We start from the raw sequence: 19,976 nt of genomic DNA, 5'->3' as shown, positions 1-19,976 counted from the left end.
ACAGTCTCTTTTTTATCCCGCTATTTGCGGGGGGCAGGCTGCCTGTAAAAACCCGATTAAAGTTTCATTTTATTTTGTCAATTTTTGTCGGTAAGTCGATATATTCGAAAAATCGCTGATATATATTGAGTTGCGGTCGATATATTTTAAAAATCGCTGATATATTTCAAGTTACGGTCGATATATTCAAAAAACCGCCGATATAATTTTATTTACTGAGAAGTGAATCAAAACATACCTTCATTTGTAAAACTATGTCGATAATAATCAGAAAAATTAGTCAATTTTATAGAGGACAATGTCTACTTATAGACGAAATGATAGATTTATGAAAGAGAAAAGGGGGAAATTGTTGGCATGTACATGACGATAGGGAGAATTTTTGATTTATCTGTTGGTAAGTATCCGAATAAAGAGGCGTTAGTGGAACCAGAAAAAAATATTCGCTGGACGTATAAACAGTGGGATGAACAAATAAATAAAACGGCGCACGCTCTATTAGAAGAAGGAGTAAGAAAGGGAGATTGTGTATCTGTTTACTTATATAACTGTCGTGAATTTGTAAACGTTTACTTAGCTTGTGCAAAAATTGGTGCAATCTTTAATCCAATTAATTTCCGCTTAAAAGCGAAAGAAGTAGCTTATATTCTTCAGGACGCATCCTCGAAAGTAGTTGTCTTTGAAAAAGCAGTTGAGTCAACTGTTGCTATGATTGAAAGAGATTTTCCAAATACATCCTTTTGGTATGTAGAAGACGATAAACCTTCCTATGCAAGCTCCTACCATGAAAAAGTAAATGCAGCATCTTCTGAGAAAGTAGATATCGAAATTGATGAAATGGATTATTGCTCTATGCTTTATACGAGCGGTACGACAGGGCATCCGAAAGGCGTATTGCATCGTCATCGTGAAATGACTGAGCATAGTATGATTTGTACGTATTTCTTAAAATATAACAGGGATAGTGTCGGGCTTGTAGTAGCACCTTTATATCATTGTGGTGAGTTGAATGCTGGGATTATACCGCGCATTCAAGTTGGCGGAAAGAATGTTATTTTGCATCACTTTGATACTGAAACAGTATTACATACGATTCAAGAAGAGAAGATTACAACGTTCTTTGCAGCACCGACGATGTGGAATATGTTGCTGCAAAAAGATTTATCCCAATATGATTTAACTTCGATGAAAATTGGTATATATGGCGGAGCAGCAATGGCACCGGCTTTAGTGAAGGAATGTAAAGAACGTCTTTATATTGATCTCGTCCAAATATACGGAATGACAGAAATGGGGCCAGTTGTTGCGTTTCTCGTGGAAGAGGATCAAATTACGAAAGCTGGTTCAGCAGGGACGCCATGTTTTAGCCATGAAATTCGTATTGTAAAGCCGAACGAAGATGCATCTGCAGAGCCAGATGATGTATTACCTCCTTATGAAGTGGGAGAAATTATTTTGCGCGGTCCGACTATGATGGCTGGCTATCATAATCGTGAAGAAGCAAACACAAAATCGCTGTATAAAGGATGGTATCATTCAGGTGACTTAGGTTACTTTGATAAAGATGGCTATTTATTCGTTGCAGATCGCGTGGATGATATGGTAATTAGCGGTGGTGTAAATATTTACCCTCGTGAAATTGAAGATTACCTCCATAGTCACCCTGGTATATTAGATGTTGCAGTGCTTGGTGAACCTGATGAATTATGGGGAGAACGTGTTGTAGCCGTTATTGTAAAGAAAGATGAAGCGATCACAGAAGCTGATTTAGAAAAGTATTGTAAAGAAAGTGATGAATTAGCAGATTATAAACGCCCACGTCATTATTTATTTGTGGATGAACTTCCTCGTAATGCGAGTGGGAAACTGCAGAAATTTGTGCTGAGAGAGTCACTGAAAGGTGCGAAAAAGTAGGCGATAAAACGGTCGTCTATACAAATGAGGCTATCTTTTTAACAAGAAAAGATAGCCTCATTTTTCTTGAAAATGATTAGAAAGATAGTATGTATCTTCTATTTGTAATCCATTTTATTATTATATAAAAATCTTTTTCGGGTGGTATTTTTAATTTTAAATGTATGAAATTCGGTTTTAAATAAAGGTTTGTTGGGATATGGAGATGTATTTTTCATATATAAAAATAATAATTTTAGTGTGCGAGGAATAAAGTTGTAAGAAGGTAATGTTGGATAATAAATGTTTAAAAAGAAAATAGATTAGGTCATCAGATGACCATATGAATAAAGTGGTCATTTAGTATATTTTGGTAGCGATGATGTTTAGACGTCAAAAAAATTAATGTGCTTGACCTAAGGTTTAGTTTGAGAGCAAGATTTATGTAATAAAAAAACGGAGGCGAATAGGTCTCCGTTTTATTATTTGTGTACGCAGTTAAGCTGGATAATACTTATGGTTGAAAGATTTTAATAACATGCGGTTCGTTCTAATTCAGATTTTTATAAACACATGTTTTATTTTTTTGCGAAATCGTATGATTAGCGTAATGACAATAATACCGAAGAGGATTTTCCAAATGTTTTGACCAAGTACCATGAATATATCTTCTAAGTTTTCCCCTAACCAGTAACCACCGATTAAGAAGAATGATACCCAAAATAGGGCGCCTGAATAAATTGTCAGCGCAAAGCGGCGAAATGGTAAGTTGATAATTCCTGCAAAGTACCCTGTAAAGTGGCGTACACCTGGAATGAAAAAAGCAATGAAGATTAGAAAATACCCGTATTTATCGAACCACGTTTGCGTTAACTTAATTTTTCGTTCTGTTAAGAATACATATTTGCCGTATTTCTGAATAAATGGCATGCCAAGTTTATTTCCTAAGAAGTATTGAAATGTCATACCTACACTTGTCCCAATAAAAGATAAAAAAATTAAAATGGGTAAACTTAAATCGCCTTGATGTGATAAAAACCCTGCATAGGCTAATGTCGGCTCTCCTGGAAACGGAAGAGCGATATATTCTAAAAGCAATCCGACGAGTACGACATAATACCCGTATTGTTGGAACAATTCATAAATCCATTCCATGTTGTACTCTCCTTTTTAAATTGATGTTGTTACATAATTTCCTCTTTTTCGCACTAATCGAATGGAAACAATAGTAGTAGAAGAGTTTGGTTGGAGGATCGTATGATTCTTTCATAACGACTCGCTTCATACAGAAGAGGTGAGATGTTGAAGTGAATAATCATACTGAATATAGCTCTTTGCTAATTAGCAAAGAGCATCGAAGTGTAAATGTTACTATGAGCTAAAATCATAGCGGTATAAGAATACATTAAATTCTTCTTCTTTTGGTTCGAAATGAACAGTTTGTTCCTTAATACGCTTAAAGTTTTGTTTGTCATAAAATCCATAGTTACAGTTATTGTCTGTATATAAATATAAAGATGTAACATCTTCGTCTGTCATATATTGGAATAAGTAGTTCATTAATGATTTCCCAACACCAAGTCCTCTAGATTCTTCAGATACGATGAATAATTGTATACAACCTTGAAACTGATCTTCTTTTCCTTGAATTAGTTCCTTATATGTTTTTTTAACTTGTATAAATGATTTTAAAAACTCTCTATTCTCTTTATTCGTCATGAATAGTTTTAGCGTGTTATAGGAAAGGCTAAAACTATTATGAAATCTCTTTAAACGATTTTTATCTTTTTCGGAATCGCCTAAAATGACACCGATAATTTTATTATCTTTTTCAGCTACCTTGCTAAAGGAACTTCCTAAAATGCAACTGTGTAGATAGAAGTTTAATATTGAATTTAAAAATTTTTTATCAGTAATAAATTCATTAAATCCAAATGCCTCACCGATTAAATGTTTAATAGGCTCATAGTCTTCTTTAACAAGGTTTCTATATTTTACTGTGTTCATAATTGTATACTCCCTTTATTAATGTAAATATCTTATTATAAATGGTAAGGTCTCCTCTAAGGAGAGAGTCAATGGTTGTTAGAGAAAAAACATAAGGGAAGAGATTTAAATGAAAAAATTATTTTCTATTGGAGAAGTTGCAAAAATAAAGGATATAACGATAAAAGCATTAAGGTACTATCATAAGATGGGGATTCTTATCCCGAAACATATTGATGAATCAACGGGATATAGATATTATTCTATAGATCAATTTATTCACATAGATATTATAAAAAGCTGTAGAGAGTTGAACACTAGTATAGTAGAGCTTCAAGAGATTTTTAAGGATTGTAATACAGATAAATTATTACAGTTTTTACAATTGAAGAGGGATGAGGCAGAAGAAAATATAAAAAAAATGAGAGAAGTAATCGAAACGATTGATTGTTTAAATGAGAAAGTAGGGAGTTCACAGGATATATTAAAGGATGATGGAATATCTATTATGTTTTTTGAACAGCGTCATGTAATTGTAGCGCCTTGTAAAGAAGTGGGGAGTTTGCAGGAGTTACTGTATTATTCTGATTTAGAGAAAGTCATTGACGATTATGAAGGGAAAATGTCAATGGAAATGGGGATTTTATACAACGTAAATGAAAAATGGGATGTAGAACCGAAGTATGTTTTTCATAAGGTAAAAGATTATGTACATATGGAAGATGATAAGAATATAAAAATGTTACCAAGTGGGAAGTATGCAACTTTATCGTATAGTAAAGAAAATGAAGAGGAACGTAGAAATACTATGATTAAATATATAAAAGAAAACCATATAGAAGTGGAAAGTTTTATTGAAGTGGAGCTAGTTAATGATATTTTTAATACGGAGTCTTATAGCTGTCAAATTCAAATCTTTATAGAGGATAGTGAAAATTTGAAATTTTGATAAATGATAATCCCGTAATTTACGGGATTATCATGAGTAGCAAGAAGTGTATTATTTACGTGAAAAACCTTCTTCATCAAGGTATTCCGCTGCTTCTGGATAAGAGTTGAATGTACCGTCTAAGTTTACGCCAGCGTAAACGTTCCACATGTCATCCTCTGATATAAGAGTAAGAATATGACCATCTTGGTTATGCCATTGTTCTTCTTTCGCAGGTTCTGCAGGGATTACTACTTCTTCTTGTGATAATAGTTCAATTGATTGCTCAATTACTGAACGTAATTCTTCCGCTGAAAATTCACGGATGTTAATCATACCTTTATCGTCCGTTTTGTAACCTTTAATACCGCTTGCATATACAAATCCGTTTCCATTTGGGTGTAAATGATATACAACGTTCTTTTTATCTAAACGACTTTCTTCAAAGTGAAAGTTTACGCGTTTTAATGATACGTTCTTTCTTTCTAATTCAGGGAAAGATTCAATAATCGATAATTTTTCTTCAAAAGTTAGCATAGTGCCTCCAAGTATATAGTAAAAGATTTAATTTGTTCATTATAGCATAGTTGCAATTGTTTCCAAAGATAAGGGGGAAACTTTTCATTGAATACGTTTACGTCACGAGACTGTAAAAAGTACGCTAACGAATAAATCTTTTTAGGTGTACAATGGAACGTGGACTTTATCCCGCATTAACGGGCAGTAAGACTCCCACCTCAAATTTCGGCGAATGCGAGGAAGTTAGGTGGAAGCCCTGCTGCCCGTAAACGCCCGATTGGTGTGGGCTAATAATCAGTGGGGGATGAACAAAACCCCCACTGATTAAAGTTTCACTTTATACGAAGGTGGTTATTTTATGTTTCAAAAAATTGCAAAGGAATGTTTAGCAGGATTTACGGTTGCGATTGTTGCGTTGCCACTTGCCATTGCGTTTGGTATTGCGGCAACGGGAACGTCTGAAGGTGCACTGGTCGGATTGTATGGTGCCATTTTTGCAGGTTTATTTGCGGCGTTATTTGGTGGTACACCTGGGCAGGTTACTGGGCCAACTGGACCGATTACGGTTATCGCAACAGGGGTTATTGCGACGCATGGATTAGAGGCGAGTTTTATAGCATTTATGATGGCGGGACTTTTTCAAATTTTATTCGGGGTATGTAAGCTAGGCTCTTACGTTCGATATATTCCGTATCCTGTCGTTTCAGGATTTATGAACGGTATTGCACTGATTATTATTTTAGGTGAAATAAAGCACGTGCAAAATAGTTTTCTACTCGTAGTATTAACGATCATTGTAATGATTGTTTCTGGAAAATGGATTAAGGCCATTCCATCTAGTTTAGTTGCGTTAGTCGGTGTGACTGCGTTGTTGCCTTTATTTTCTTCATTGTTAGAAGGGCTTACAGTGAAGGTACCGATTATCGGAAATCTTTCACTAAATAAAGTAATTGAAAAGATTGGAACGATTCCAGAAGCGATGCCTACGCTTCATATTCCATCTTTAAGTGGAACAGGATTAGCGGAACTTATTTTACCAGCGCTTAGTATTGCTTTATTAGGTTCAATTGACTCTTTATTAACGTCAGTCGTAATGGATAATGTGACAGGTACACGTCATAAAAGTAATAAAGAACTTGTCGGACAAGGTATCGGTAATATGATGAGCGGATTGTTCGGCGGATTAGCAGGTGCAGGGGCGACTGTACGATCTATCGTTAATGTAAGAAGTGGCGGTAAAACGGCGCTTTCGGCAAGTATGCATAGTGTTATATTGTTTATTTTCATTATGGGACTCGGTTCAGTCGTACAATACATTCCACTTGCTGTATTATCAGGTATTTTAATTTTAACTGGTATTGGAATGTTCGACTGGGAAAGCATGAAGAAAATGCATGTAGCGCCAAAAGGTGATGTTATTGTTATGCTCGTAACGATGATCGTTACAGTAAAGTTTGATTTAATGATCGCTGTTGCATTCGGGATTATTCTTTCTTTCATCCTATACATTGTGAAATGTAAAGAACGTAAAACTTCGATTGTAAAAGAAAGAGAAGCAACGTATACGATTCAAGGACCGCTCTCTTTCCTATCAGTAGATCGTATTTTTACTACTTTACAAGATGTGAAGTCACCGATTGTTTTACGTATGAAAGATGTGCGCTATATGGATGTGTCAGGAGCGATGGCATTATTAAATTTTGTTGAGCAGTCAAATAAAGCTGGAGCGAGTGTAACGCTTGAACAAGTACATCCAAGTATTGAAAAAACAATTGTAGTAATGGCGAACGATGAACAGAAAGAGAAATTGAAGTTTTTAGGTGTTTAGACGGTATAATAACAATATCGCAAAAGAAAATTTAGAGTATGTAAAATACGAATGAAATAAAAAGAAGGTGCTCGAAAATCCAGTATAACGGACTTTTCAGAGTACCTTCTTTTTGTTATTCAATTCCCAAATCAACAATCATATAAGCAAGTATAACTACGAAGAAAATACTTACGGCTGGTGCTGTTAATACGTGACCAGACATAAAGCCGATGCCGAGCGATAAGACGAGTGTGTTAGCTAGTAGCATATGTTTTACATTTAATAGTTTCTTGAAGTTAGTGATGATGTGAATGAATATTTTAATACCGAAATAAAGAAGCGGCAGCAAATACATAAGGAATCCAACAATGCCGAACGCAAAGAATAGGTCGTAGAAATCCATTTCGACTAATTTAGGTGTAGTTGTATAGTTACCAGCGTAGCCCATTCCAAATAGTTTTTGAGATAGTGGTGCGTCTTTATAGTATTGTTTGTATACGTTTAAAAACTTGTCACGATCACTGTAAATTAAACTCTTCATTTCAGAGTCTGTTAGTTCACCCTGCTCACGTTCTTCTTTCGTTACCTCTCCTTCTTGTACTGGATTTTTATATTTATATATTTGTAAATGGATGCTCATGTTTTTGGCGATAGGAGTATATGGTGTGAGTATGAGTATACCTCCTAATACGATAGCAACAACAATTGTATTTACAAGATATGTGAATCCTTTTCCTTCTTTTTTACGATGAATAATATATTCAATGAATAAGAAAAAAAGAGCGATACCAAGTGTAATAACAATGGCACCATAGCCTACTTTCGTTCCAATCATAATGCTTGCATACATCGCAAGTACAGTTGGAATCCAGTAATAGATTTTCGAGAAAGAAGTTGTTTTATGAATTGAGTACAAGACAACGATGGGGAACGTAATGGCGAAAATGGAACTTAACTCATTTCCAGCAAAGAACCATCCCCTTGAACCGATCTTTGAGTTTGGATAGCTTGGGAAATCTGTACTAGTCAACATTGCCACAATAATTGAGATACTCAAAATTAACGTTGCATATAAGAAATAGATAATGATTTTATGAAACGCATATTCGTTATTTTTTAACTCTTTAAGAGCAATAATATACCCAAACAGTAGTACCATTGGATATACACTTTTTAAAATGAATTTCACTTCTTCTCCGAAAGAAACTGGAGATTTGACCATTAAATTATTAACAAGGCCGATTGTGAGTACAGTTCCAAGTAAGCATAAGTAGAGAAAGTATTTTTTCGCACCTTGTTGTTTGTGATGAAGAAGTAGATACCCTGATGCAAGAAGCATAAAGGCGAAACGGACAACGATTCCGACTGTTGCGTTCATGTGTAATACATAGATTGAAAAAGATGTTAGTAAATCTAAAATTGGTTGAAACACAATGAATAGCAGTAGGAAATGTGGGAAGTAGTTATCCGTCTGTTTCAACTTATTAACCATATGTTCCTCCATTTCTTCATTCTTTTATTTCAGCACCCGAGTGAGGGGATAAAATACCTTTTTATCGGGCTATTTACCGCGCAGTAAAACTCCCACCTCTAAATTCAGCTGGAGCAAAGAAGTTAGGTGGAAGCCCTGCGGACCGTAAAAGCCTTCACTTTATAGTAAGGCGAATGAATTTCAATATTTGTTTTTAAGCAGTACATGCAAGAAGACATTATTTCATTGTAATGATAGATAGATGAAAGGTATGGATAAAACGACTTTGATTGCTATATTTTTTAACGAAATGGTATGTTTTATACAGGATATATACAAATTGCGAGATTATTAGACAGAAAATTAAGAAAAAAGAAGGGTTTTTTACCTGTTTTCTATAATTATATAAGTATAATCTTTATGTAGAAAAGAGGGGTATATGATGGAAGTAACGAGTAAAACAGAATCTGTGGTTGTGAAATATGAAGGAAGCGTAGCAACGGTGATGGTCAATCGCCCAGAAGTGTTAAATGCATTAGATGAGCCAACGTTAAAAGAGCTATTACAAAAGTTGAAAGAAGTAGCGGAGAGTTCTGCGCATATTGTTGTGCTATGCGGGAACGGCCGTGGTTTTTCTGCGGGTGGGGATATTAAATCGATGCTTTCAAGTAATGATGAAAGCAAGTTTGACGGTATTATGAATACCATTTCTGAAGTCGTTGTAACTTTATATACGATGCCGAAGCTTGTGATTAGTGCAATTCATGGACCAACTGCTGGTCTTGGATTAAGTATTGCATTAACTGCTGATTATGTGATGGCAGATATATCGTCAGTTATTGCGATGAACTTTATTGGAATCGCTTTAATTCCAGATGGTGGCGGTCATTTCTTCCTACAAAAGCGCGTCGGTGAAAATATGACGAAGCAAATTATTTGGGAAGGCAAGAAATTATCAGCAACAGAAGCGTTAGATATCGGCTTAATTGATGAAGTAATCGGCGAGGACTTCCAAACAGCTGTGAAACAAAAAATTAATGAATGGTTACAAAAACCGGTTAAGGCGATGATTCAAACGAAGCAAATTTTATGTGAAGTCAATCGCTCTAATTTAGAACAGACGCTACAGCTTGAAAAACGCGGTCAATATGCGATGAGACAAACAGCTGACCATAAAGAAGGCATTGCTGCGTTTTTAGAAAAACGTCTACCAGCATTTAAAGGGAAATAAAGTAAAACTTTAATTAGTGAGGGATTTTGCTCACTTCCTACTGATTATTAGCCCGTTAATTCGGGATAAAAGGGAGAAAGTGCTAACACATTTTAGTATAATTGTGTTAGCACTTTTTTTTAGGAGTCATACATGAAAAAAATTATAGGTATTACCGGTATAATTTTGTTTGTATATTATGCTTTGCACAGTACACCATCTATGGCTGTACGAACTGCATTATTTTTTGAAGGGCATCCAAGTGTTGCGTTTTCTGGCGGGGTGACGAAAGAAAAAGATGTGAAAAAAGAAGCGATTCCAGATGAGTACCAAACTTTATATGGTAATGAAGAAGAAAAATCAGAGCACTATTTCTTTCCGCATGTAAGGGCGCACGGATCAGGAATTGATATGTTAAGTGCGTGTGTGAAAAAAGAGTGGTTTTTCTATAAAGTGAAACTTTAATCAGTGGGGGTTTTGTTCATCCCCCACTGATTATTAGTTGAACCAATCGGGCGTTTACGGGCAGTTGATCTCCCACCTAACTTCTTTTCCCCGTCTGAATTTTGAGGTGGGAGTTTTACTGCCCGTTAATGCGGGATAAAGCAGAGCTCGGGTGTTATTGAACATAGGAGGATGAATGATGTCAACTTATAACAAGTTAGTAAGAGACCGTGTTCCAGAGAAAATATTAATGTCTGGAAAAACATATACAGCACAAAAATTAACAGGCCAAGCATACATACAAGCTTTAGCGAAAATTGGAACGGAAGAAGTTCGTGAATTTGCTTCTATGAAAGAGCGTGAACATGCGTTAGATTCTCTTGCGGATGCACTGGAAGTGATTATGTCATTAGCGCGTGCAGAAGGAGCAACAATTGAAGATGTAGAACGCCTTCGTAAGCAAAAAAAAGAAGAGCACGGTGGATTTGAAAGAGGGATTTATTTATTAGATGTTTCAGAAGAATAGTTTTATAGGAAAAGCATAGCGTTACTCACTAACGCTATGCTTTTTTGCTGCAATGAAGCTAATAATGAAGAAGATAGCCGTTAATCCCCAGCCGATTGTAATAGAAGTAGTAGTATGAACGGCATAAGAAACTTGTAAACAAAGTAATGATGCTAAAAACCAAATGAGTGCAATGTGTATATATTTTTTTGATATATTCATATTTTGTAGCTCCTTTTTACATACTAAAGAGAATTTTACTATAATTTAGAAAATTAGACTATATAAGTAGAGGTTTCATAGCAAATTTTGTATACTGAATAATAGAGAAAATGAGGAGGAAACGACAATGGCACATCATAAGAAAGAAACGATGGAACTCATTAAGGAGCTTGTCTCTATTCCGAGTCCATCGGGAAATACGGCGAAAATTATTAATTTCATTGAAAACTATGTGAGTGAGTGGAACGTAGAGACGAAGCGTAATAATAAAGGCGCTCTTATTTTAACGGTAAAAGGGAAAAATGATGATCAACATCGTTTATTAACTGCTCATGTTGATACGTTAGGTGCGATGGTAAAAGAAATTAAATCTGACGGTCGTCTTCGTTTATCTATGATTGGCGGATTTCGCTGGAACTCTGTAGAAGGGGAATATTGCGAAATTGAAACGTCAAGCGGTAAGGCGTATACAGGAACGATTTTAATGCATCAAACATCTGTACACGTATATAAAAATGCAGGTGAAGCGAAACGTGATGAGCAAAACATTGAAGTGCGTATTGATGAGCGTGTTTCTTCTGCGAATGAAGTACGCGAATTAGGAATTGAAGTAGGAGACTTCGTTTCATTTGATCCACGCGTTCAAATTACAGAGAGTGGATACATAAAATCACGTCATTTAGATGATAAAGTAAGCGTAGCAATTCTATTAAAATTAATTAAAAGATTGCAAGATGAAAATGTAACATTACCATATACGACGCATTTCTTAATTTCTAATAATGAAGAGATTGGATACGGTGGAAACTCTAACATTCCAGAAGAAACTGTAGAATATTTAGCAGTTGATATGGGAGCGTTAGGTGATGGACAAACATCTGATGAATATACAGTATCTATTTGCGCAAAAGATTCTAGTGGTCCATACCATTATGCATTGCGTAAACATTTAGTTGAACTTGCGAAAGCGAACAATATTGAATATAAAGTAGATATTTACCCGTACTACGGATCTGACGCATCAGCTGCGATTCACGCTGGATTTGATGTGAAACATGCATTAATTGGAGCCGGTATTGATTCTTCTCACGCTTTTGAACGTACGCATGAGAGTTCCATTGCACATACAGAATCATTAGTATATGCGTATGTAATGTCTAATTTAATTGAAGACTAATTTCATAGAAAATAAAGCGGGCTGATTAAAAATAATATTTTTAATCAGCTTTTCATTTAGGGGGGACAAGATGAAGAAATTATTGATGGGTAGTATCGTTGTAAGTTTAGCGTTAAGTGGATGTGCTCAAGAAGGTTCAGATGAAAAAGTAGTGACGAAGGTAGAGGATACCCAGGGGAATAAAAAAGAGAGTAGAAAAATACAAGGTTCACAAATAAATCCACAAGTGCAAAGTCGCTACACTGTTTTAATGAATTCTACTGAGGGAGAAGCGTATACTTTGCATGTTTTTTCGAATAATGAACAACATGAAACGCAAAAAGAACCTTGGGTTGGTGCACAAGAAGGGGATCAAATATATAAAGGTGAATATCAGCTTGCCTTACAATCTACAAGCGCGACATTATATTTGCAAGAGGCGAAAATTGGAGAGTTTGTATTTAATACGTCTAGAAAAAATGGATTTGTAAGTAAAGGTACACCAGATTTTTTCATAGCACTGCAACGTGAGTCTTCTAATTTTTCAACAGTGAAAGCTTTTTACATTCATAAAGGGAAAGTGCTCGAAGTGAAAATTGATGAAGATGATTTTGGTATTACAGGAACTTGTTTTAAAGCTTTAGATAAAGGGAAGTTTCTTATTGGGAATTATGATAATGGAGAAGGAATGTGGTATTTTTCAACTTTCCAAACCGATCTTGAAACGGGAAAAGCGAAACGGGTTGATCAGAAAAAGCTTCCTTTGGAGGAAGGGAATGTATATGTTAAGGACAATTTCAAATGATACATTAGGAGAAGCAATTTATGGTGGTATGCTAGATTACTAGGAAGAACAAGCTCAGAATGTATCTTCTTTCTGTTAATAAAAATAAAGAGATTGCCAATAGGCAGTCTCTTTTATTTGCGAAAGGATTTAGAAAGGTTTCTCTTTATTTCCGGCATATGATATCATTTAATTTTATATACAAAAATATTCGAGTAATTGTGATCATAACAATTTTAAACGATAAAGGATGATAATAGATTGAGTAATCATAGTAAAACACCTGCATGTATATATACGTATGCGTTTCGCGAAGAGGAGCGTGCTTTATGTTACTTGGAAATGCGCTCGTTCTTTGGGATGGAGTCTCACGTTAATATTTTGAAAAGTGAAGTCAAGATTGCTCCGAGTAGAAGTCCGTTTATTAAAGAGCGCGTTGAGGTTATGTATGAAGGGGACGACTTAGAAAGCATTTTAGAACAAGTGGAACAAATTGATTTAGCGGGAGCGACATTCAAAGTTATCTTCGTTAAAATCAATGATCTTGGTAAAGAAAATAAAATTGAATATGGGGAAAGACGCCTTATTGAACGAGACCTCGGTATGCATATTGAAGGAGAAGCAGACGTTCGTAATCCAGAGCGCGTATTCGGGATTGTTCCTCTTGGAGGACGTTGGTACTTCGGGCACTATGTAGAAAGTGATCCAGTTTGGTATCATCACATAAAAAAACCGCATAGCTATTCGACATCACTGAGCACACGTGTTGCTAGAGCTGTCGCAAATATCGCTGTACCAAACCCAGATGGAGTACGAGCAATTGACCCGTGCTGTGGCATTGGAACAGTAGTAGTAGAAGCACTTTCTATGGGGATTAACATCGTTGGTAGAGATATAAATCCACTTGTAGTTCTTGGAACGAGAAAAAACATCGCACATTTCGGGTTTGAAGGAACAGTAACAAAAGGCCCAATTGAAGAAATTACTGAGAACTACGACGTCGCAATTATCGATATGCCATACGACCTATTTACGCACGCAACACCAGAAGATCAACTCTCGATTCTTTCAAGTGCGCGCCGTATCGCAAAAAAGGTAGTCGTTGTCACGATGGAAACAATGGACGACATGATTCATGAAGCGGGATTTGAAATTACAGACCGCTGTATCACAAGAAAAGGATCATTTTCTAGACAAATTCTTGTTTGTGAATAAAAAAGGTCACCCGTTAGGGTGGCCTTTTTGGTTTGTATGAATGTGTGATTGGTTGGTGGAATGGGGAGATGATTTGTCGATAAGTCGATATTCCATGTTGAACCGCTAATATATTTCGAGAATCAATCGATATTAGATTCCTCTTCTTTCGTTTTCTCTTGTTGTGCGATTAATAAATTGCGTAACACGTGTCCGCGGTAACTTTCTAGTTTTCGTCCTTCATGATAGCGGACACCTAATTTTTTAAGTTCAGCTACGTACCAGCCTTTTGTTCCGTAATACATGAGACCACTTCCTTTTTTCTTTTGAACAGTATATGTGCCTGGGCGAGAGAATTTTCTTTATTTATTCATGAAATTCACGAAAGTGAACATTGAATATTCAGTTTATTTACATTATGATTAATTTATTATCGGATAACAGTGAGTAGCCTCGCTGTAAGCCCGGATTTATGTTTGAAAATGAAGAGAGTAGCTTTTTTCCACTTGAGCTTCTTTAGCAGGAGAGGGATAAGGGGAGTAAATAAAATTCAATGCAGCTGTATACAATGCTTTTCTGGCTTTTAACATAGTAACGGAGGGTGAAATATGCGCAAAGGAACTTTTTTCATGGCTGGACATTCGAGACTTCCGAAAGGGATGGCGGTTCGCAGTATGTACGAAACGTTAACAATTACAATTGAAGCAGATCATAAATATCACGTTATTATTGAAGCGTCATGTACGCTTGCAACAGAGCACGGGAGAGGCTTCGTCGCCCAAATTTTAAGAGGACATAGTTTACGAGATGGTATTGAAGAAATTGTGCAAGATATTACAGATCATTATCAAGGAAAAGCGCAAAATGCTATCGTCAGTGCGGTCAAAGATTTGCATCGCCAATATGTAAGTTATTTAAATGATGAAAAGCCCGTGGAAGAGTACGAGGAAACAAATTTATAATCAATGTCTAGTTTATAACGATAAATGAGAGCCAGTTGTATTTCCTTTAAAGAGATACGACTGGCTTATTTTATTTGGGAGTAAGTAAGATGAATAAGTGAAAAGCAATTCAAGTTGTAAAACAAGAAGCGAAAAAAGGGGATTTGTAAAATGTGTAAAGTATGTCGAGGAAATAATAAAAAATGAATTGACAGTTAGAATATTTAGAATTATTATTTAATTAATAAGATCCATTCGAGAAATTAGCCTTCTCTAAATTCGATCTTATTTTCCTGTTTTACACATATTTTCATATGAACTGTCTATTATTATTGTACTTTAAGAGATTAAAGACACTCGTAATGATAAGCCAGTTGTACGTTTCTACGATTTTCTATCGTGGTGCGTATGACTGGCTTTTTGCTGTTAGGGCAGTAAGACCGAATCTCGGCATAAGAAGATAAGGATAACTGTCTGTAAAAAGCGTCAATACGTTCTTCATATTTCGTTTAGGGAGGAATTGAAATGTCGATTATTACAGAACAAAGTACGAAGATGAAGTTTGCAAAAAAATATGAGGGTTATGAAATTATTCCTCATCCGGAGCATAAACGTTTATATCATATTATGTTAAATCAGCAATTGCTTAAGCAGTTTTTTGAAGAGGTAAAAGAGCATTCAGAGCAGTCATTACAATACATTCCGTATTCACGGTTTAATCTTGCCGATGGAATGAGAAAGATTTTTGGGCAATCATTTATGGATAATATTCGCGGCATTATTCATGACCGTGAAACGGGCGGATTTACAATTGGGGTGCAAGGTGAAACGGCAGATCCAGCAGATTACGTGAAATTTGCAACAGCATTAACACATTTAATTGGGGCACCAAACTTCGATGCAATGACAGGAACGTATTATGCAAGATTTAATGTGACAGATACGGATAGTAGTGATTCTTACCTTCGTCAAGCGTACCGATTGTTTACACTTCATACGGACGGTACATTCGTTGATGAACCGACAGATTGGCTTCTTATGATGAAAATGGAAGAGCAAAATGCAGTAGGAGGAGAATCTCGTTTACTACATTTAGACGATTGGGAAGATCTTCAAAAATTTAGAAACCATTCACTCGCATCTGTTAAAATTACGTATAAAGCACCACCAAGTAAAAATGCGCAAGAAATCGTCTATCGTGAAACGTTTTTTGATATAAATAACGCACCATGTATTTGCTTTATTGATCAGTTCGCTTATCCAGATAATATTGAACAAGCAAACTATCTGAAAGACTTATCATACTCAGTTGAAAACTCACGGGCAACACATGCATTAAAATTACCAGTTGGTGACTTAGTTCTTTTAAACAATTTATTTTGGATGCACGGAAGAGCTGCATTTGAGAAAAATAAAGATTTATATAGAGAACTTATGCGTCAGCGCGGTTGTTTTTCTAAATAATATGTGCGGCGGGTCTTTCGAATAGACCTGCCTTTTATCCCGCTATTTGCCGGGCAGTAAAACTCCCACCTTAAAATTCGGCTGAAGCAAAGAAGTTAGGTGGAAGATTAACTGCCCGTAAACGCCCGATTGGTGAAGACTAATAATCAGTGGGGATGGACGAAACCCCACTGATTAAAGTTTCACTTTATACGATTAAGGGGGAATTAGAGTGTATGACTTTATAATTATTGGCGGAGGAATTGTTGGTCTATCAACTGGAATGGCTTTAACAAAAAAATTCCCTCGTGCGAAAGTCGCGATCATTGAAAAAGAAAAGGAACTTGCACACCATCAAACTGGACATAATAGCGGAGTAATTCATTCGGGCATTTATTATAAACCAGGGAGTTATAAAGCAAAGTTTGCCAAAGAAGGAAATGCAGCTATGGTTCAATTTTGTAAAGAAAATGACATCGCTTATGACATGTGCGGAAAAGTAATTGTCGCTACAGAAAGAGAAGAACTTCCTCTTTTACATAACTTATATGAAAGAGGCTTACAAAACGATTTACACATTTCAAAAATAGATAAGGAAGAATTAGCTGAAATTGAACCTCATGTAAAGGGACTAGGCGCAATTCGTGTGCCTTCTTGCGGGATTGCTGAGTATAAAGGAGTAAGCTATGCATTTGCCCGTTTAATTCAGGAAAGCGGCGGAGAAATACATTTAGGAACAGCCGCAGAGCGTATTACTGAGAAAAAAGATGCTGTAACAATTGAGACGAATAAAGGCACATTTAAAACGAAATTTCTCATTAACTGCGCTGGCTTACATAGTGATCGTATTGCGAAAAAGACAGGTATACTAACTGATATGAAAATTGTTCCGTTTCGTGGTGAATATTACGAACTTGTCCCAGATAAACGCCATCTCGTCAAACATTTAATTTATCCAGTTCCAAACCCAGAATTCCCGTTTTTAGGCGTTCATTTCACAAGAATGATAAACGGAGAAGTACATGCAGGACCAAACGCAGTAGTAAGCTTCAAGCGCGAAGGTTATACGAAAACGGACTTTGATATGAAAGACTTCATGGAAACAATGACATACACAGGCTTTTGGAAAATGGCGATGCCAAATATGAAAGAAGGCATAAAAGAGATGGTGCGCTCATTTAGTAAACAATCATTTTTAAAAAGCTTACAGCGCCTCATACCAGAACTAACAGAGAAAGATATCGTGCCAACACATGCAGGGGTAAGGGCGCAAGCTATTTTATCAAACGGAAATATGGTTGATGACTTCTGCATTATCCCAGGCATTAATTCTCTACATATTTGTAACGCACCATCTCCAGCTGCAACGGCAAGTATAAAGATTGGTGAGGAAATTGCTAAGCAAGTGCCGGATGTGGTGGCGGTGAGGGTTTGATGGGTCCCACTGTGGGGGTGAAATACATTTACGCTATTTCACTACTAAAAAAACAATTGGGTTTAATTTGATTTTTAACAATAAAAAATTAAATCTATTAGATAAGAAGTCATTGTGATAATACTTTGTCAAAATGGCTTCCTTCTTTATGTCGTCACATATGAGTTTGTTAATTATTTTTATGGAAATTCATTTCAAAAATCAATATCTATTTAACGATTTTTTTGCTTAATATTTTGAAAATTTGGTATAAAACCGACGCTAAATAACCTTTTTATGTTAAAATAAGGAATAAAATTGAAATCAAGGAGGTGCTATGTTCAAAATGATACAATTTATCGGGAAAATGTTTCATGGGGTGGATACTCAATATTTGGTGAAATCATATATTATTTCAATAGCTGTATCTGGGTTTTTACTATATATAAATGAGCTTTCATCTGCACAGACAATATATGTTTTATTGGCTGGATTTTTATTTCCTTTTGCAACAATTATTTGGGATGACTTGATAAATACACTTATGGGTGGTCATTTTATAATTTTACCATTACTATTTATGTTGATGTGGAAGGCGTTTAAGATTTTAATACTTTATATGCTTAGTCCGCTTATTGCTCCTTTCGGAATGCTATATGTATATATTGCAAATGGGTACTATCGTAAAGGGGAATAGCTAAATAGTAGAAAGTAATCAAATTTTTTAAGGCAATTGTATAATACTTTATAAATTGAGAGTCCGTTTTGATCAAATTTTTTCAAGATGGACTCTTTTTATTTCGAACAAAATGTGAGTCTATGAAATGTTTTAATTAAACTGTATTTAAAATATACACCCCCAACGTTTTTTTTTCGGGTTTTTGTTTTGGTACGTGTGCTTGAACCTTAATAATAACCCACTGTCTACTGTATAAAAAAGTAGACAGTAGTGTATGTTTTTTTGAAAAATGTATACAGATTTATACTCTATCCGTTGGCATGATACTTGCATTAAAAATGGTATCAACATATAGGGGAGAGATAGAAATGAAGGTTAGCAAAATATACACAACTATTGATGCGCACGTAGCTGGGGAACCGCTTCGAATTATTACGGGCGGCGTGCCAGAGATAAAGGGAGAAACGCAACTAGAAAGACGCGCATACTGTATGGAACATTTGGATCACCTTCGTGAAATTCTTATGTATGAACCGAGAGGGCATCACGGGATGTATGGTTGTATCGTTACACCGCCTGCAAGTGCTCACGCTGATTTTGGTGTTTTATTTATGCACAATGAAGGCTGGAGTACGATGTGCGGCCACGGCATTATTGCTGTTATTACAGTAGGAATTGAAACAGGTATGTTTGAAGTGACTGGTGAAAAGCAAAAATTCATTATTGATAGCCCTGCCGGGGAAGTTATTGCGTACGCAAAGTTTAACGGGAGTGAAGTAGAGTCAGTATCATTTGAAAATGTTCCTTCGTTTGTATATAAAAAAGACGTTCCTATCAAAATAGATAACTATGAATTTCAAGTAGATATCGCGTTTGGTGGAGCCTTTTATGCTGTAGTGGATAGTAAAGAATTTGGTTTGAAAGTCGATTTCAAAGACTTACCTGCTATTCAAACGTGGGGCAGAAAAATTAAACATGATATTGAAAGTCAAATGGAAGTAAAACATCCATTGGAAGAAGGTTTAAAAGGAATATACGGTGTTATTTTCTCAGATGAACCGAAAGAAAAAGATGCTACTTTACGAAATGTAACAATCTTTGCTGACGGGCAAGTAGATCGTTCTCCTTGCGGCACAGGAACTTCTGCGAGACTCGCAACTCTTTTTGAAAAAGGTGCCTTACAAAAGGGAGAAACTTTTATCCACGAATGTATCACAGATGGTCATTTTGTGGGAGAAGTATTATCTGTAACAGAGGTAGCTCAATATGAAGCAATCGTTCCGAAAGTAACCGGGCAGGCGTTTATTACAGGATTTCATCAGTTTGTATTAGATCCGAGAGATGATTTGAATCGGGGATTTTTGTTAGGATAGAAGG

General features: G+C 35.8%; 20 protein-coding genes. 14 read left to right on the top strand and 6 right to left on the bottom strand.

What is annotated here, in order from left to right:
- Positions 1-357 precede the first annotated feature (357 nt).
- Positions 358-1,914: a fatty acid--CoA ligase gene (locus tag JDS81_RS10220; protein ID WP_097953071.1), complete on the top strand. Its 1,557-nt coding sequence runs from the start codon at positions 358-360 to the stop codon at positions 1,912-1,914.
- A gap of 534 nt (positions 1,915-2,448) precedes the next feature.
- Here JDS81_RS10220 and JDS81_RS10215 read toward each other — a convergent pair.
- Entirely contained in the window at positions 2,449-3,048 is a 600-nt protein-coding gene (locus JDS81_RS10215; RefSeq protein WP_000454873.1) for a DedA family protein, read from the bottom strand.
- 216 nt (positions 3,049-3,264) lie between these two features.
- A complete protein-coding gene (locus JDS81_RS10210) occupies positions 3,265-3,900 on the bottom strand; it encodes a GNAT family N-acetyltransferase (RefSeq protein WP_001098951.1) in 636 nt (211 codons plus the stop codon).
- Positions 3,901-4,009: 109 nt separating this feature from the next.
- On the opposite strand from JDS81_RS10210, the gene JDS81_RS10205 reads away from it, so the two are divergent.
- Positions 4,010-4,828: a MerR family transcriptional regulator gene (locus JDS81_RS10205; protein WP_097953072.1), complete on the top strand. Its 819-nt coding sequence runs from the start codon at positions 4,010-4,012 to the stop codon at positions 4,826-4,828.
- Between the two features lie 51 nt (positions 4,829-4,879).
- Here JDS81_RS10205 and JDS81_RS10200 read toward each other — a convergent pair whose 3' ends face one another.
- Complete coding sequence (locus tag JDS81_RS10200; RefSeq protein ID WP_097953073.1) at positions 4,880-5,344, bottom strand: hypothetical protein; 465 nt, start codon at positions 5,342-5,344, stop codon at positions 4,880-4,882.
- A gap of 340 nt (positions 5,345-5,684) precedes the next feature.
- Between JDS81_RS10200 and JDS81_RS10195 the strand changes: the two genes are divergently transcribed.
- Positions 5,685-7,154 (top strand): SulP family inorganic anion transporter, encoded by a 1,470-nt coding sequence (locus JDS81_RS10195; RefSeq protein WP_097953074.1) that lies wholly within the window; start codon positions 5,685-5,687, stop codon positions 7,152-7,154.
- A gap of 115 nt (positions 7,155-7,269) precedes the next feature.
- Here the strand turns inward: JDS81_RS10195 and JDS81_RS10190 are convergent, their stop codons facing one another.
- Positions 7,270-8,628 (bottom strand): O-antigen ligase family protein, encoded by a 1,359-nt coding sequence (locus JDS81_RS10190; RefSeq protein WP_097953075.1) that lies wholly within the window; start codon positions 8,626-8,628, stop codon positions 7,270-7,272.
- A gap of 421 nt (positions 8,629-9,049) precedes the next feature.
- On the opposite strand from JDS81_RS10190, the gene JDS81_RS10185 reads away from it, so the two are divergent.
- From JDS81_RS10185 to JDS81_RS10175, 3 genes are all read left to right on the top strand, one after another.
- Positions 9,050-9,838 carry an enoyl-CoA hydratase gene (locus JDS81_RS10185; protein WP_097953076.1) on the top strand — a complete coding sequence of 263 codons (789 nt, stop codon included), beginning with the start codon at positions 9,050-9,052 and terminating at the stop codon, positions 9,836-9,838.
- A 132-nt stretch (positions 9,839-9,970) separates the two neighbouring features.
- Positions 9,971-10,282 carry a hypothetical protein gene (locus tag JDS81_RS10180; RefSeq protein WP_000720137.1) on the top strand — a complete coding sequence of 104 codons (312 nt, stop codon included), beginning with the start codon at positions 9,971-9,973 and terminating at the stop codon, positions 10,280-10,282.
- 178 nt (positions 10,283-10,460) lie between these two features.
- Positions 10,461-10,787 (top strand): nucleoside triphosphate pyrophosphohydrolase, encoded by a 327-nt coding sequence (locus JDS81_RS10175; protein ID WP_000109210.1) that lies wholly within the window; start codon positions 10,461-10,463, stop codon positions 10,785-10,787.
- Positions 10,788-10,808: 21 nt separating this feature from the next.
- Here JDS81_RS10175 and JDS81_RS10170 read toward each other — a convergent pair whose 3' ends face one another.
- On the bottom strand, positions 10,809-10,988 hold the full coding sequence (locus JDS81_RS10170) for a hypothetical protein (RefSeq protein WP_001027088.1): 180 nt from the start codon (positions 10,986-10,988) through the stop codon (positions 10,809-10,811).
- A 127-nt stretch (positions 10,989-11,115) separates the two neighbouring features.
- Between JDS81_RS10170 and JDS81_RS10165 the strand changes: the two genes are divergently transcribed.
- The 3 genes from JDS81_RS10165 (at position 11,116) to JDS81_RS10155 (ending at position 14,143) form a co-directional block, all read left to right on the top strand.
- Entirely contained in the window at positions 11,116-12,165 is a 1,050-nt protein-coding gene (locus JDS81_RS10165; protein WP_097953077.1) for a M42 family metallopeptidase, read from the top strand.
- A gap of 70 nt (positions 12,166-12,235) precedes the next feature.
- Positions 12,236-12,949 carry a hypothetical protein gene (locus tag JDS81_RS10160; RefSeq protein WP_000735155.1) on the top strand — a complete coding sequence of 238 codons (714 nt, stop codon included), beginning with the start codon at positions 12,236-12,238 and terminating at the stop codon, positions 12,947-12,949.
- Positions 12,950-13,189: 240 nt separating this feature from the next.
- Positions 13,190-14,143: a TRM11 family SAM-dependent methyltransferase gene (locus JDS81_RS10155; protein ID WP_000064982.1), complete on the top strand. Its 954-nt coding sequence runs from the start codon at positions 13,190-13,192 to the stop codon at positions 14,141-14,143.
- Between the two features lie 122 nt (positions 14,144-14,265).
- Here the strand turns inward: JDS81_RS10155 and JDS81_RS10150 are convergent, their stop codons facing one another.
- Positions 14,266-14,427, bottom strand: coding sequence for a YflJ family protein (locus JDS81_RS10150; RefSeq protein ID WP_000291373.1), 162 nt, complete (start codon positions 14,425-14,427; stop codon positions 14,266-14,268).
- Between the two features lie 303 nt (positions 14,428-14,730).
- On the opposite strand from JDS81_RS10150, the gene JDS81_RS10145 reads away from it, so the two are divergent.
- From JDS81_RS10145 to JDS81_RS10125, 5 genes are all read left to right on the top strand, one after another.
- Entirely contained in the window at positions 14,731-15,084 is a 354-nt protein-coding gene (locus JDS81_RS10145) for a DUF3870 domain-containing protein (RefSeq protein ID WP_001225458.1), read from the top strand.
- A gap of 504 nt (positions 15,085-15,588) precedes the next feature.
- Positions 15,589-16,527 carry a glutarate dioxygenase GlaH gene (gene glaH / locus JDS81_RS10140; RefSeq protein ID WP_097953078.1) on the top strand — a complete coding sequence of 313 codons (939 nt, stop codon included), beginning with the start codon at positions 15,589-15,591 and terminating at the stop codon, positions 16,525-16,527.
- A gap of 211 nt (positions 16,528-16,738) precedes the next feature.
- The gene (gene lhgO, locus JDS81_RS10135) at positions 16,739-17,941 is read left to right on the top strand and encodes an L-2-hydroxyglutarate oxidase (RefSeq protein ID WP_097953079.1); all 1,203 of its coding nucleotides are present in this window, start codon (positions 16,739-16,741) and stop codon (positions 17,939-17,941) included.
- 316 nt (positions 17,942-18,257) lie between these two features.
- Positions 18,258-18,617, top strand: a complete 360-nt coding sequence (locus JDS81_RS10130; RefSeq protein ID WP_000475634.1) for a hypothetical protein — start codon at positions 18,258-18,260, stop codon at positions 18,615-18,617.
- A 302-nt stretch (positions 18,618-18,919) separates the two neighbouring features.
- Positions 18,920-19,972, top strand: a complete 1,053-nt coding sequence (locus tag JDS81_RS10125; RefSeq protein WP_142312906.1) for a proline racemase family protein — start codon at positions 18,920-18,922, stop codon at positions 19,970-19,972.
- Positions 19,973-19,976 lie beyond the last annotated feature (4 nt).

It is taken from the genome of Bacillus cereus group sp. N31 (assembly GCF_016483245.1).
GTDB classification, from domain to species: Bacteria; Bacillota; Bacilli; order Bacillales; family Bacillaceae_G; genus Bacillus_A; species Bacillus_A toyonensis.
The sequence above is the reverse complement of the archived record's forward strand: the minus strand, read 5'-3'. Positions and strand labels throughout refer to the sequence as shown.